This window comes from Microbulbifer maximicatervae (SeqCode) (genome assembly GCF_052467065.1).
In genome coordinates this window covers 4,923,065-4,936,393 of record NZ_CP174299.1, presented here as the reverse complement: position 1 = coordinate 4,936,393, position 13,329 = coordinate 4,923,065, and the positions used below count along the sequence as shown (strand labels likewise).

The 13,329-nt window shown below is 43.1% G+C and carries 12 protein-coding genes; 8 read left to right on the top strand and 4 right to left on the bottom strand.

Annotated features, from left to right (window positions below):
* Nucleotides 1–5: 5 nt before the first annotated feature.
* Nucleotides 6–626 carry a hypothetical protein gene (locus tag ACJJI1_RS21855; protein WP_444958007.1) on the top strand — a complete coding sequence of 207 codons (621 nt, stop codon included), beginning with the start codon at nt 6–8 and terminating at the stop codon, nt 624–626.
* A gap of 499 nt (nt 627–1,125) precedes the next feature.
* On the opposite strand, the gene csrA is transcribed toward ACJJI1_RS21855, so the two are convergent.
* Complete coding sequence (gene csrA, locus ACJJI1_RS21850; RefSeq protein ID WP_444958006.1) at nt 1,126–1,296, bottom strand: carbon storage regulator CsrA; 171 nt, start codon at nt 1,294–1,296, stop codon at nt 1,126–1,128.
* A 1,148-nt stretch (nt 1,297–2,444) separates the two neighbouring features.
* Nucleotides 2,445–2,792: a hypothetical protein gene (locus ACJJI1_RS21845; RefSeq protein ID WP_444958005.1), complete on the bottom strand. Its 348-nt coding sequence runs from the start codon at nt 2,790–2,792 to the stop codon at nt 2,445–2,447.
* Nucleotides 2,793–3,692: 900 nt separating this feature from the next.
* On the opposite strand from ACJJI1_RS21845, the gene ACJJI1_RS21840 reads away from it, so the two are divergent.
* From ACJJI1_RS21840 to ACJJI1_RS21815, 6 genes are all read left to right on the top strand, one after another.
* Entirely contained in the window at nt 3,693–4,043 is a 351-nt protein-coding gene (locus tag ACJJI1_RS21840) for a DUF5992 family protein (protein ID WP_444958004.1), read from the top strand.
* 2,243 nt (nt 4,044–6,286) lie between these two features.
* Entirely contained in the window at nt 6,287–6,598 is a 312-nt protein-coding gene (locus tag ACJJI1_RS21835; RefSeq protein WP_444959408.1) for a DUF5992 family protein, read from the top strand.
* Nucleotides 6,599–6,636: 38 nt separating this feature from the next.
* The gene (locus ACJJI1_RS21830; protein ID WP_444958003.1) at nt 6,637–6,969 is read left to right on the top strand and encodes a response regulator receiver protein; all 333 of its coding nucleotides are present in this window, start codon (nt 6,637–6,639) and stop codon (nt 6,967–6,969) included.
* 606 nt (nt 6,970–7,575) lie between these two features.
* Nucleotides 7,576–7,911, top strand: a complete 336-nt coding sequence (locus ACJJI1_RS21825; RefSeq protein WP_444958002.1) for a hypothetical protein — start codon at nt 7,576–7,578, stop codon at nt 7,909–7,911.
* A gap of 380 nt (nt 7,912–8,291) precedes the next feature.
* Complete coding sequence (locus tag ACJJI1_RS21820) at nt 8,292–8,477, top strand: hypothetical protein (RefSeq protein ID WP_444958001.1); 186 nt, start codon at nt 8,292–8,294, stop codon at nt 8,475–8,477.
* A gap of 456 nt (nt 8,478–8,933) precedes the next feature.
* Complete coding sequence (locus ACJJI1_RS21815) at nt 8,934–10,400, top strand: alanine/glycine:cation symporter family protein (protein WP_444933504.1); 1,467 nt, start codon at nt 8,934–8,936, stop codon at nt 10,398–10,400.
* Between the two features lie 43 nt (nt 10,401–10,443).
* On the opposite strand, the gene ACJJI1_RS21810 is transcribed toward ACJJI1_RS21815, so the two are convergent.
* Complete coding sequence (locus ACJJI1_RS21810; protein ID WP_444958000.1) at nt 10,444–10,818, bottom strand: SirB2 family protein; 375 nt, start codon at nt 10,816–10,818, stop codon at nt 10,444–10,446.
* 258 nt (nt 10,819–11,076) lie between these two features.
* The gene (locus ACJJI1_RS21805) at nt 11,077–11,949 is read right to left on the bottom strand and encodes a M91 family zinc metallopeptidase (protein WP_444957999.1); all 873 of its coding nucleotides are present in this window, start codon (nt 11,947–11,949) and stop codon (nt 11,077–11,079) included.
* A gap of 704 nt (nt 11,950–12,653) precedes the next feature.
* Here ACJJI1_RS21805 and ACJJI1_RS21800 point away from each other — a divergent pair.
* The gene (locus ACJJI1_RS21800) at nt 12,654–13,148 is read left to right on the top strand and encodes a hypothetical protein (protein ID WP_444957998.1); all 495 of its coding nucleotides are present in this window, start codon (nt 12,654–12,656) and stop codon (nt 13,146–13,148) included.
* The last annotated feature ends 181 nt before the right edge of the window (nt 13,149–13,329 follow it).

The following is a 13,329-nucleotide window of genomic DNA, read 5'->3' as shown; positions in this document are numbered from 1 at the left end:
TAAATATGAAAAAATTGCTTATTTGCATTATTTTATTGTTGGTAGCTTGTAATGAGTCTTCAAACATTCAATCAAGTGAATTTGTAGACTTTGCGTTGGCTGATAAAGAGTTTAGTGTACCGTCTAAATACATACTACCTAGTTTGCCCTCTGCCATTGTTTCTCAAAAAAAACTTGATGCAGGTGGTGGTGTTTCGTTGAAAATCCCTCTTCGTGATTTAGGGCTGCCTACCGAAGGAGATGTTGTTGTTTTTCTTTCTGCTCCGAGTGAATTCGTTTCAGAGTTTGGTGTAAGTATTGATGCCTTTAATGCTTGGAATGGTATAGAGGTTTATTCTGAGCGTATAATAGAGAAGGATGAATCCTATGGGTTGTATCGAGTTGGTTCAGAGGCGGGGTATCCAATGTTTTGGCATTACTTTAATACTATGCCCTCGACTAAGGATGAGCTTGACAGAGTATGGGTAGCTTCTTGTTATGAGGCCGTAAAGGGTAATCCTACCTGTAGCAAACAATTCGTATTTATTGATACTGAGAATAAGCTAACTATATCGGGTTTACAAATTGAAAGCTTAAGTGACATTGAAAAAGCTTACCGTGCATTACTAAGATCATGGGAACAATAATATTAAATTGATTTTAGTTTGTATCATAAGAAATCTAGATGTCTATAGATTAGAGAAAGGCGCTAGCAGTATTGCTGGCGTTGATCTTTAGTGGCCGTTTCAACTTGGTTCAGGGCTAAGCACTTTGAAGTCATGAGAGTTCCACTTAAGGCTCGAAATGGAAAATTTGGATAGAGCTATAAGGGATAATGTTGGGAAATTGGGTGTAAGTTAGCAGGAGCTAGTAGAAAGGAAGCGCTAACGGTCGCTTATACCCTGTGCCCAGCGCACATCGAACTGGATAAAGCCTCTGCTGACCCCACCAAGCCTTTAAGCGGCTGTAAAAATTACGGCTGAGATACAACCAGTGTTTTGGTGATATGCCCAGGCGTTCGAGTATGGGGGAGCCTTCTCAGAAATGGAGCTGTGCTTTCTGGGATCTAAATGTTGACCGTTTCAGTCCGCTAGCTTTAAATAGCGATCCAGCCGAAAGGGCAGCCCTTTCGGCATATTCAGTTTCTCACTGGCTGCTCCTCCTGATGCGCACATAAATCTCTTCGCGGTAAACAGGCAGGGATTTGGGGGCATTGATTCCTATCTTCACTTGATTGCCTTTAATCTCCAATACTGTAACTGAGATATTGGTTCCAATTCTTAAGTTCTCGCCGGTCCGGCGCTTTAAAATCAACATGGTAATTTCCTGCAGAAACTAAAATCGTGTGCGGATCTTCCGCACGGGGGATGCTTGGTAAGTAAAGGGTGGTAGAAGTGAAGGGCGGTGCACGAGAACGGTAGGCGTAAAATAAGAAAAGACAGACGCAACGCTGCCAGAGCTTTAAGAATCTCTTCAAGCCTCTGAATCTGCTCCACTTTATTGAAGGCGAGCGGGTTTCTAGCGTATTATCCACTGAGCCACTTTGATACTAGGGTTATCAATTTGGTTAGCTGGCCCTTGGTGTGTCCGCACCTTGGGTCAGCGCCTTTTACTTACTCTTACGTCACGCTACCGTTCTCCTTTGAGAAATGGGGTTGGAATACTCTTGGGTTTCTTGATCTTTTGGTTGCGAGCCTATTCAGGCATACTCAATTACGGCCAAAATATCGATAAATATCTGTCAATTCTACGCAGCTTTGACACTAAAACAAACTGAATAAAATCCAATAAGATTATTTTCGTGCCTATATTTTATGGCCTATTCATCCATGAATAGAGCATGGGGCACCCATAGATTGAAAGTTGTAGGAAGGTTTCACGGTAATTTTTTGTAGATTCTTAATTATAAGTTTTGGATTGGTAGCTTTGAATAGGTGTGGTTTGAATCATGTAAAGCTTGTTTTCGTAATTTAGGTCATAAATAGCCCATCCAGCTTCAATGGTGAGAAAATTCTAGTTAGAGGGTATTTGCGTATTCGCAATAAAAGTAGGGCTCTATATCTAAGTAGAAGTTTAGCTGAAGGGCGATTAGTATAATGCAAGAGGCTGCTGGCTTTCTCCACCGCCTCTACTCAACTCGCCCAACCTGTAAATCGGCCTTCCAAGTTTTGATTGAAGTAAAACCCGTGCTTGGAATTGATACCCAATCACTCGTGGGCAGGAAGAGCGCTGCCGGCAATAGCACCGCGTTTTCTAGAGACTATATGCCGACTGTATTGGTTCAAAAGTTCCACATAAGAAAGTGTAACTAGTCGGTTATACCTTGTACTAAGAGTTTACCGAGGTTGTCGTACCGCCTGAACTGAGCCCGCTCAGCCTTAAGGTGACTTTAATAGTATTAATTGGGATGGTGAAGTAGCCATCCCCCAGTACATCAATATGCTAACCTGTCTTTGCTGCTTAAATTAATGTATAGACAGATTTCTTAAATCAGCAACATTTGAATAAATACTACAGTCATCTGTGCTCTTTATTACCACATCTCTTCCTGCTGCCAGTGCTGATAAAAGAATACTTAAATACATCTTCCCCTCTTCAGTGGTTCCTATGAAAGCAAATGAAAAACTGGTATTTGTTGAGCAGGCTACTTCTCCGGTTGGAGCGTCTTCAGTTTCAATAAAGACTTTTCCTTCATCTTCGGAGCTTGTATATTGGGGGCCTGTATGAATTTGGGAAATCTTTCCTGAATAAGTAAACTCAGCATTGCTGAATGCGGAATAAAATCCCAGCAAAATCACTACCAAAATTCTCATTTTGATTTCCTTGTAGTAAATTGTAAAAAATATAAAGGTGTTAGTGTAGAGACTGTATGATACAATACTTTGACTACGCTGCGCTAGCAGGTGCAAATTTATATCGTTTGCCATCCCATCTATTTAGTCTGCTTGGTTGTGCATGTAGGTTCGAGAAAGCCTTTGATCCTTGTTTCAATTCCATGGCGCTTATAACTAAGATTGTTTTTATTTCTCAAGCATTGGTTTTTGGTTGGTGAGCCCTGCTACCAATCCGTCAACATTAAGTTCATTTTTAGAAAGATTATAACTTAGTTTTAATTGGGTGAGATGTGGAAGGTGTTTCTGGACGCCCGTGGGTTGAAAGGAGCAAGAATTAGGTTTTGGCTTTAAAAATTGAGGCTTTAGGTAAAAGCCAAGAGGAGTGGGGGTAGCTAGGGATGGAGAAAATAATCAGCAGGGTGCTCCAGAATGGTAGCGTCAGCGATCGCTGATGCCGTGTACCCAGCGTTTCCCGAGTTTGATGCAAGCTTGTCGCGATCCAGTCAGGCCATTAAAACGGTATTCAAAATTACGGCTGAGATACAACCAGTGTTTTGGTGGTACTCCCTGGCGTTCGAGTATAGGGGGCGTCCTTAGAAATGGAGACGCGCTTTCTGGAACCTAAGTGTTGACCACTTCAGCCTATAAGCTCCAAGTAGTGATTTAGTCGAGACTTCTTATATTTTGAATAACTAGAAGTAGACGCTGTTCGCTTCCTTTGGGTAAGCTTATTGGAAGGCGGGTTTGTGCTAAGTAGAACATTAGTTTTCTTGGTGGCGATTAGGGGTAGATAAGCCACCTCGCCGGGAAGTCAAGTTGACCTTGTCCGGCAAGAATAATAAGATTTTCACTTCTATTTAAGAAACTACACTGGAAGTAATGATGAAGAAAATTATAGCCACTAGCTTAATGGCGCTTTCCATGCAGGCAGTTGCAGATAAAGGTTGGATTGCTACAGATGTTGAGGTAACAGCTGTTACAAATACCAATTCTAATGGCCAAAGCTTTTCAGTGGTTGTGACTGATGGTGATGGAAATTATCCATGTGAAGATACAACAATAGGTTTTCCTCTTGGTGCTGCAGGCAAGGAAGGCGGGGATGAAGGTATTCATAACAGAGCATTTAGCTTAGCCATTACAGCCTTAACTGCCGGGAAAAGAGTCAGCATATATAGCTATTCTGACAGCTCAATATGTAGTGGAGCAGCACATATTAAGTTGCTTAAATAAGCTTATCGGCCTAGGTGCATCCTCGATGCATCTAGGCTCGTCTATAAAATTTAAGCTCTAGATTCTTAGTGATGATAGGTTCATTAGGCTGTGCTTGTACCAGCTGATATCCAATAAGTCTTCTTGCTTTAGGCTAATTCACTCTTCGCACTTTCTTTCTTCATTGTAATCTGGTGAGGCTTTCTGAGCTGAACGCTCGGCCTTACTGGAAATCTTGAATAGCCTTTCCCAAAAGGTGCTGGTCTGGGTTTCAGCGTGGTTCATAACTGTGCAGAAGTACTTTTCTTTCTAATGTGAAATATAGTGTCGCAAAGGTATGGGGCGCTAGTTTTTAGTGGTCATAAAGAAAGCAATGGTTAAGGCTGTATCATTGCTATTAATTTAATCTTTTTTCTTAGTTTTGAGTTCTCTTATTGCGTTGCTTCTATTGTGTATGCTGTCCGCGCGTGGTGATATTTGAGGTGAGAAAATAATGTGGGCGGTTATTGGTGGCGGGTAATATAACGGGGAAGCTATAAATATTTCTTTGTCTCTCGTAAGTGAGATTAAGGTGGGTGCATTTTTATTGGGGTTGTTTGTTGTTTTCCGGAATTTTGATATGGTGCTTGTTAGGGTGGCTGTGTATAACCGCTTGCATTATGTAAGTGCAATATTGGATTGCTTGATGTGCCCCCTATGAATCGATAACGAATTGTTTGATTTGGGGGTTGAGTGAGAATTCTAATCGATGATTGGTATGCCTATGAATTGTTATGAGTCTGTGGTTTACCAAAAACCTATAGTAATATAAAATCAAAATAATAAATCTTTAGTTAATTTGGAGGCGTATTGCCTCAATAAATTCACTATGATGAATGCTGATGAAAATATATATTTTGGGGATGAATTTTGAATAACGGAATGTACTTATTGCTTGGGTGTCTTCTTGCCTCTGTTAACGCTTATTCTGCTGGCCAGACCTGTACTGGCAATGTTGCTACAGTAGAAGTTGCTGCAAATGGAAATGTTCACGCTAGTATAAAAGATAGTACTGGAGATACTAATTTTTATAGTGTAGGAGTTTGCAGGGTTACTGAGACCGTGGGTGAGTTTGCTGAAGAATCTTGTAAGGCAGCCTTAACCCTTCTAACAACTGCACATGCGACAGGAAAGGAGGTGACCCTATGGTTTCGGGAGGATCAGTTTTCTTCCTGCTCACAGTCATGGGGGGAGGTTTGGTCTCAAGGAGTTTATCATCTTCGATTGAAGGAAAGCTGAGAGTCCTGATTTTTCTGATGGATGAAGAGTTGTTTAAAGAGCCAATCCAGAAATCCAACATGCCATGATAAACGGGAAAAGACTGGAAGTGGCACCCCTGCTCGGTAAGCCCAAGCAAACTGCTGGGGTCGATTTTTAGTAGTTGTTTTATTTTATTCAGTACTAAGTGCTATGAAGTCACAGGGAGCTTCCTTCAGGCTTGAAATGGAGGGGTTGGATCAAAACGGAAGGGGTAGTGTTAGGGTGTTGGGTGTAAATTAATAGGGTGTGCTAGAAAGGGAGCACCGGCAATCGTTTATACTTTGTGCTCAGCGTTTATCGAAAAGGATCCAGGCTTGTCGAACAGCTCCTGCTGTTCCCGCTAGGCGTTTGAAGCGGCTTTCAAAGTTTCGGCTGGGTTAGGGCCGGTGCTTTGGTGAGATACCTAGCCGTTTAAGAGTAGGGGGAGTATTTCCATAAATGGTGCCGCGCTTTCTGGGGCTAAATGTCGACCACTCCAGTTCACCAGTTCACCAGTTCACCAGTTCACCAGTTCCAAGTAGTGATCCAGCTGAAAGGATAATCCTTTATGCATACCTAGACGCTCGTTACCAACAGGCGGTCGGGGACCTTTACCTGCCTTTCCGAGATTGCCACACAAATAGAATTGGGTTTGCCATTCGTTGTATAGGAGGAGCTATTGTGGGTATAAATTCTATGCTTCTCCCAGGATATAGATGTGCTCTCCATTTATGGTTCCTGGGTGCGATGTATGAATACCTGCTGGCTTTCTTAGTATATTTTTCTAATGAGCTTGTATCACCGCGCAGATTGATAGTGGGTCTATCTAATTACTGCTAAATCGACGGTGTTGTTTAGAGTTCAATATATCTTAATTGATATAAATGTGCTGGGAATGGTGGTAGTATGCGAAAATTTTTATTTAAGTTGAAACTTTAGAAAAAGGAAATATTGTGATGAAGAAGGCGTTGCTATAATTTTTCGCCCTGTGTTCGGTAAATGGATGGGCTTCCAGCGGAAATATAGCCCAAAGTGTCGAGATTACGGCAGTCGCAAATACCGCAGCAAATGGTGTGTCGTTTAAGATGAAGACTGCTAATGGTAATGGCTTGTGTAGCGGTGAGCCCATAACCTTTCCGTTATCAGTGGCAGGTAATGCAGGGAATAATGAGGAGATTCATAGTCGGGCTTACGCTGCTGCCCTTACTGCGCTGACCACGGGTAAAAAAGTTTCTATATATAGCTATGAGGACTCTTCAGCTTGCAATCGCGCGGCCTTTATTGAAATCTTTAAGTAAATTGTTTTAGTTTTATTTAATAAGTTTAGGGTGATAGTGTGTTAAGGCTTAAAGCTTTTATTTGCTTGTTTCTACTTTCTTTTTCTGCTGTTGCGGAGGAAGTTTGGTTTACTTCAACGATCACAAGGGTATATCCCCATGGAGATGGTCATTTCGTTATAACTTTTGCCGACGACTCTCCCGGCTGTCCAAGCGGTATTGACCCCAAGTACCATCGGGTAAAAGTTGGGGAGAATGGTGTGACTGAGGAAGGGTTAAGCCTGATGTTTAGTGCGGCTTTAGCGGGAGCTGCAGCAGGGAAGGAAGTTCGAATTAATTTTGATGGTAGCAGTAGCACCTGTTATATAAATAGATTGTTTGTTAAATATTGAGGGCTGCGCTCGCAAGGTGCTAGCGTTTTGCGAGCTGCCTTCAAGTATATAGTTGGCCTGGTATTAAATTATATTGATTCTTTTGCTGTCAGACTTGTTACTATATATCTTAAATTGTGAGAAATTCTATCCCTTCTGACATAACTTTAAGTACTGAAGTTCTCGAACCAGAAATCTTGCTTATTTTCCTGTTGGTCAAGAATGCGCGCCCGCTCAGCGGGTCTTTTGCTTCTCTCTTTATCCTTTTTGTATCGCACCCAGCCGGTAGTTTTATCTATTGCTGAGATGTAATAATCTATTATTCTGGTCTGGGAGTTGTATGTAAACTTCGGTTCTATAACGCCTGCTTGATTTTTAGATTTCAGCTATGAGGTGGGTGAGTTAACCTTACACCCGCCTATACAGTGTTACATAACCTTAAAATAATAATAGGCTTACCTAGCTTTGTTATCTGTAAATCAAAGTGCATAAGAGTTGCTGAACAAATCCACCATGTATAGAATGTCTGAATTGGACATTGCCTCATTTGTAAAAAAATTAGGCAAAGTTATTATAACTGGTACAAATGAAATAGTTATCGTCCCAAAATAGGGATAAGGATTTATAATGAAACGTCAGTTAGCAGCAATTGTAGCGGCAGGTTTGCTGAGTGCTAATAGCTATGCAGCAGAATACTCCGGATGGACAAGCATCGAGCAAATCTCTCTTGGATGGGGAAGTAAAAGGGTAAACTTAATGTTAAAGGATGAGATGCCTGATCCACTTGATTGTAGTGATGCTAACTCAATGGTGCAGGCAGATGAAAATGCACCGAATTTAGATCATATCCTTTCTATTGCTCTCACCGCTCATTCAGCAGGAAAAGAAGTAAACCTGGTAATCGATGATGAAAACTGTTCAGCTGGCGGTAATATTAGATTGCTTTCTCTATTGATTAGATAATTAATAAAAGTAAAAGTGATATATATCTAGGTTAGAGGCGGTGCGACAGCTGTAAGGCAAATTGAATCAAGCTAAGCGCACCGTATAAATGGTCAGGTTTTACAATTGACAAACTGATTGTTGTAATTTTAGAGTACGATAGGTATTACTGATTTTTTAAACGGGACAATGAATTTTGTCCCGTTTGTGGATAGAAGCACAATAATTTTTTATTGGAGTGTTAATGTGAGATTTTTTCGTTATTTTTGATTTTTTTCTCTGCTAGTGTTTTTGCGGACTTTCCTGAAGAGCAGGGTGAGATTAATTTTCTACAGGTCCATAAAACGCCTGAGTCAGACTCATCCTCAGGTAATAGATTTATTGTCAGACTAGATGGAGATATGTCTGACGATACTTGTGGTGGTGGACAGTGGACTGGTTATTTGACGTCCGAAGCTGGTGCGGCCCAATACTCAATGCTGCTTTCTTCTGTAATGGCCGGGAAGAAAGTGAAGATTGAAGGAAATTCAAATGTGATCTGTGAGGGGACTTCCACTCTTATTCGAAACATTTATTTGGTGTTCTAAGTCAACTTTATAGTGGTTTCGCGCGGAGGGTGTTGGAGTGTCGTTTTAATGATAGATCTTCAGCGCATTAATAGATCTTATGAATTTGACAGATTTCATTATTATAATTTTGTTTTACTGGTTTTGCATGCCTCCTAAGTACTATATCTTGCACAACGATTCAATTTTGAAGTAAACAAAAGTCTTTTGAAACGGCTATAGTCGCTATACCTTATTTCTTAAAGCTTGTTAAGCTTAATTAGCGGTTAGTTGTTCTTAAAGTGTTGTAACATGCCATTCTCTGAGTATTCCAAGGTTAATAGGAAGGTTTTGAGGTTGGCATAATTTCTACGCCAACTCTGTCATGTATCTTTACAGATCCATTTTTTGCTCAAAATTAATTCTTGAAATATCTGCTAATCTTACTACCAGCGGGCTGGCGGCATTTATAACTATAAGCGGTCAATGGGTTAGGTAATGCAGGATTTTCTGGATCATTTCACTACCCTAATCGAGTGGGCAAACCTGCTTGCCTGGGGTGGCGTCGGTGGCATCTGGTGGCTTGGAATCTTGATTTTAGGATTGCTGCCGGCGGGGCTCTACTTTTCTATTCGGACTCGCTTTATACAATTTCGTCACTTTGGTCATATGGTCAAAGTCATGATTCGTGGCATCCATAAGGAAAATGAAAATTCAGTAACCGCATTTCAGGCATTTGCCACTAGCGCAGCTGCGAGAATCGGCACCGGAAATATTGCTGGTGTGGCTGTGGCTATAACCGCTGGCGGGCCCGGTGCGGTGTTTTGGATGTGGCTGGTGGCCTTGCTGGGGATGGCCACCAGTTTGGTGGAGAATACTCTCGCGCAAACTTACAAAGAGCGCGGTGATGTTCCTGGGGCATTTCGTGGGGGACCTGCCTATTACATTGAAAAGGGACTGGGACCACAGTGGAAATGGCTGTCCCTGACTTTTTCAGTTTTTCTCATGATTTGTTACGGATTTACCTTTAATGCTGTGCAGTCAAATACGATGGCTGCCGCACTGTATGGAGCTTGGGGTGTAAGCCCTTTATGGGTGGGTTTTTTTATTGCGCTCTTTGCCGGGATTATTGTTTTTGGCGGTATTCGTTCAATTGCGCGCTTTGCCGGTATTGTTGTCCCTTTTATGGCAATTGGTTACTTGTTGGTAGCTTTCTATGTTTTGGTCGCCAATATTGCTGAATTACCTGGGGTGCTGTTGGAAATTCTGGCAAATGCCTTTGGATTTCAGGAGGCTGGGGCGGGGGCCTTTGGTGCGGCGGTGGCCAATGGAATCAAGCGGGGCCTGTTTTCCAATGAAGCTGGACTTGGCTCCTCGCCCAATGTCGCTGCTGCTGCAGATGTAAAACACCCAATGGTGCAGGGATACGTGCAAATGGCATCGGTATTTCTCGATACCATTATTATCTGCACTTCCACGGCAGCAATTATCTTGGTGGCAGATGTCTTTATGGTCGGTAATTTGGAAGGGGTTGAGTTGGTTCAAGACGCGCTGGCGAGCGAGGTGGGTACCTGGGGAAGCAGTTTTATTGCTACTGCATTGATGTTTTTTGCCTTTACATCAATTATCGGTAACTACTATTACGGCGAAACCAATATTTATTACCTCTACCACACCCGAACATCCATCTTATGTTATCGGCTATTGTTTTTGATGTTCGTGCTTTTTGGGGCTTGGGTGGCAGATACGGGAAGTGCGGAAAACTTTGTCTTTCTTTGGCGTATGGCCGATGTCTCGATGGGTTTTATGGCATCGGCAAACCTTATAGCCATCTTACTTTTGTCTGGTGTGGCCTTTAAGGTAATGGCAGATTACGAGAGTCAGTTGTCTTCCGGGGTGCGTGAGCCGGTGTTCAATGGAAGTAAATTTAAAATAAAAGGCATTGAGCACGATGTTTGGGGTTGATACCAGTTTGAGGTTGATACCAAGAGTACTCAATGCCATCCAGTTACAAGCTGGGCTTGTGCATCGCCAGATAGAAAATAGCGACTACTTGCAGGAAGGCAAGTACACAGGCTGTGATTCTAATTGGCTTGGAGAAGTTGGGGCGCAAAGCGAAGATGCCAGCAATAATGTAGCCAAATACCAGGGCTACTTTCGCACCTAGCCAGGGCGATGTGCCCGGGTTCCAGCTGCCGAGAACCACCAGTCCGGCAGCCGCAGCTAACAGCAAGGTGTCGTTGAGGTGTGGCACCCAGCGCAGAGGGCCATTTCGCCAGCCCGTGTTGTGGCTGAACTCCAATCCCACTCTGATGGTAAACAACAGGATACTGAGCGCTGCGGCGGTCATGTGGACGTGTTTTATAAGGGCATAATCAATCATGGTTATGATCTGGCTGTATGTTGACCAAGGTGTTCTGTGTACCTTCCAGACAAAGGGAAGGTGTGATTCTAGCCGCCAAAGCATAACGACATGCTGTGGTCGGATGCAATATGCAAAGCGGGGGAAAGCAAGAAACCTACTGCTAGCGATATCTCATAAGTTAATACTGCTAGCAGTAGGTACACAGATCATATCTGTCAGTTTGCTTTGGTGGGCCGGCCTCAGGTTTTGGTGCCGGCGGGGGCCATATGCGCGAGATTAGTTCAGGTTTCTGATCTGGCCATACTTCATTCGTTGCGCTACGCCATGTTCAGCCCGAATCATATTTTCGTTAATGGCTAGCGGGTCAGTAGGTACATTACCGTCATCGTCACTGAGCCCGACAGTGGCGATCTCCTCACGCAATTCCATGGAGCCACCTACCCAAATCCAGCCGCTAGTTCTGGTTGAGATCAGGTTGTTGCGGTTTGGGATAGTTATATTGTTATAAACAATATTTAGGCCGCCATTGGCAATACGGGCCATGGTTAAGGGGGCATTTTGCTGGCGGAGCACTCTACCCATGGGAGCCTGGCGTTCATCGGCCAGGAAAGTGGAATTTGCACTGCCCGACAGGTATCGCCCGCGATTACAGCGGTCAGCGTGGACCAATTCATGGGCCAGGGTGATATAGCTTGGGCAATTCCCCATTGCTACGGTGCCGTTGTTGGCCAGGTTGGCGGTTTGCAGGGCTGTATTGTTCCACATTACAACGCCGCTGGAGCCGCTGCTCATCACTTTGGCCATAAAGCCTCTGTCCGGGCTTACTAGTGGGAGGTAGCTCTTAAAGCCGCTCCATACCTGATCCATCAGCCACTGGTCGGGACGAAATCCGAGAGAGTGGTGCTCAGTAATTCTGGTGTCGTGGCGGCTGGTAATTAGTCGGCGTAGCAGAGTGGTGCTGTTTGCCCTCAAGCCAGCTGCAGTCAAAATACCAACCCCCTCTGTAATTCGCAGCACATGTCGCCCCCCGGTTCGGTATCGCTCCTGTGTATAGGTAAGTGCGGTACCGACACCGCCGACAAGAGTATTCAGGGCAGCCCTTACTTGTGTGATAAACGTGATATTACTGGAGTCAATGCAGAGTCCCATTGTTATTCTCCTGTCCTGCTCGCAATACGAATTATCGTGGCTGAGAAAGGCTGTGACTTTTTGAAGTTTCTTAAATGGAAATTAATACGTAAGCAGCATAAAGCTAAAGGTATTAATCGATATGATTTTGATAATAGTGTTCTGTACTTGCCTAGAATTTCTGAACTGAAAAGTTCTCTTTGGTCAGGTTGTATATTTTGTAAGCGAGGCAGGATGAATTCCTGGAAAATTAAAATTTTTTTTGTAATTTTTTTGAAATACATCTTGTAACTATCTAAATGATTATTTTAGGGATGCCTCTACGACTCTACTCCCAACTGGTACGTTTTGCTATATATTTTATTTTCCATGATGATTATTTTAATAAATTTAAATAATTGTCCTTTGAGCAGTGTTGGAGAGCGCCATTTGGCAACTTACTACTGGGGTGGAAGGAAAGAATACACCGCACTCGAGACACGCTGTGAATACATCCCTGTAAGCTCCTAATCGGCATCCATGCCTCATAGGGTCCCAAGCGCGGTGTATTCTTTCCTTCTCCCTTTTTAGTATGTGCTTGCCTGCTTTTGGGTACTGCGAAATGCTAAGTTTGGCTTGCATTGTGTGTTTTCTTGGTTCTGCTTGGGCCTCAAGGGATGTAGCTGTGACGTATTAAGGAAAGTATTTGGGGGAGAGGTGTGGGATTAACCATTAAATCAGCGCTGGTGTTAGTTGTTGTTGCGGTTTTGATTCTGGTATATGCAACTGTTTCCTATAGAAAATATAAATGGATAGCGGTTGAGTATCCTGTTGATGTTACAAAAAAGTGGAGAAGTAAATTTAACTTCCGATCGCAATTAAGTGTGCCCTACGAGCTGGAGTTGCAGACAGAAAGGGTGCTTGATTTTCACGAGCAAAATTGTCGGTTGGGTATTCAATTTCTTGATAGGGAAAAGTATAAAGCTCATTCTGAAACGCTGGCTATCGATTGGGCAATTTTAGAGGAGGGGGTTGAGGTTGCAGTGGGTAAGAGCGGTGACAAGGCCTCAGGATTTTGGGGGTCAACAATGGGAAAGACACTGCATGTATTCGAAACAATAAAGGGCAGGAATTATACCATTCTAGCTTCTGTGATAGAGCCTGACCCTGCACTTGCTGTTGCGGACCCGGTGCTTAAGGTGGTAATTGATCGGGTAGAACACAAAAGTGCCGTTATTTAGTCCGGCCTGCTTAATTTAACTTGTTCTCTGCTTATTGTTATCGCTGCTGCAATTTACTTCATTGGGCTTACTACTGGGGTGGAAGGGAAGAATACATCGCACTCGAGACACGCTGTGAATACATCCCTGTAAGCTCCTAATCGGCATCCATGCCTCATAGGGTCCCAAGCGCGGTGTATTC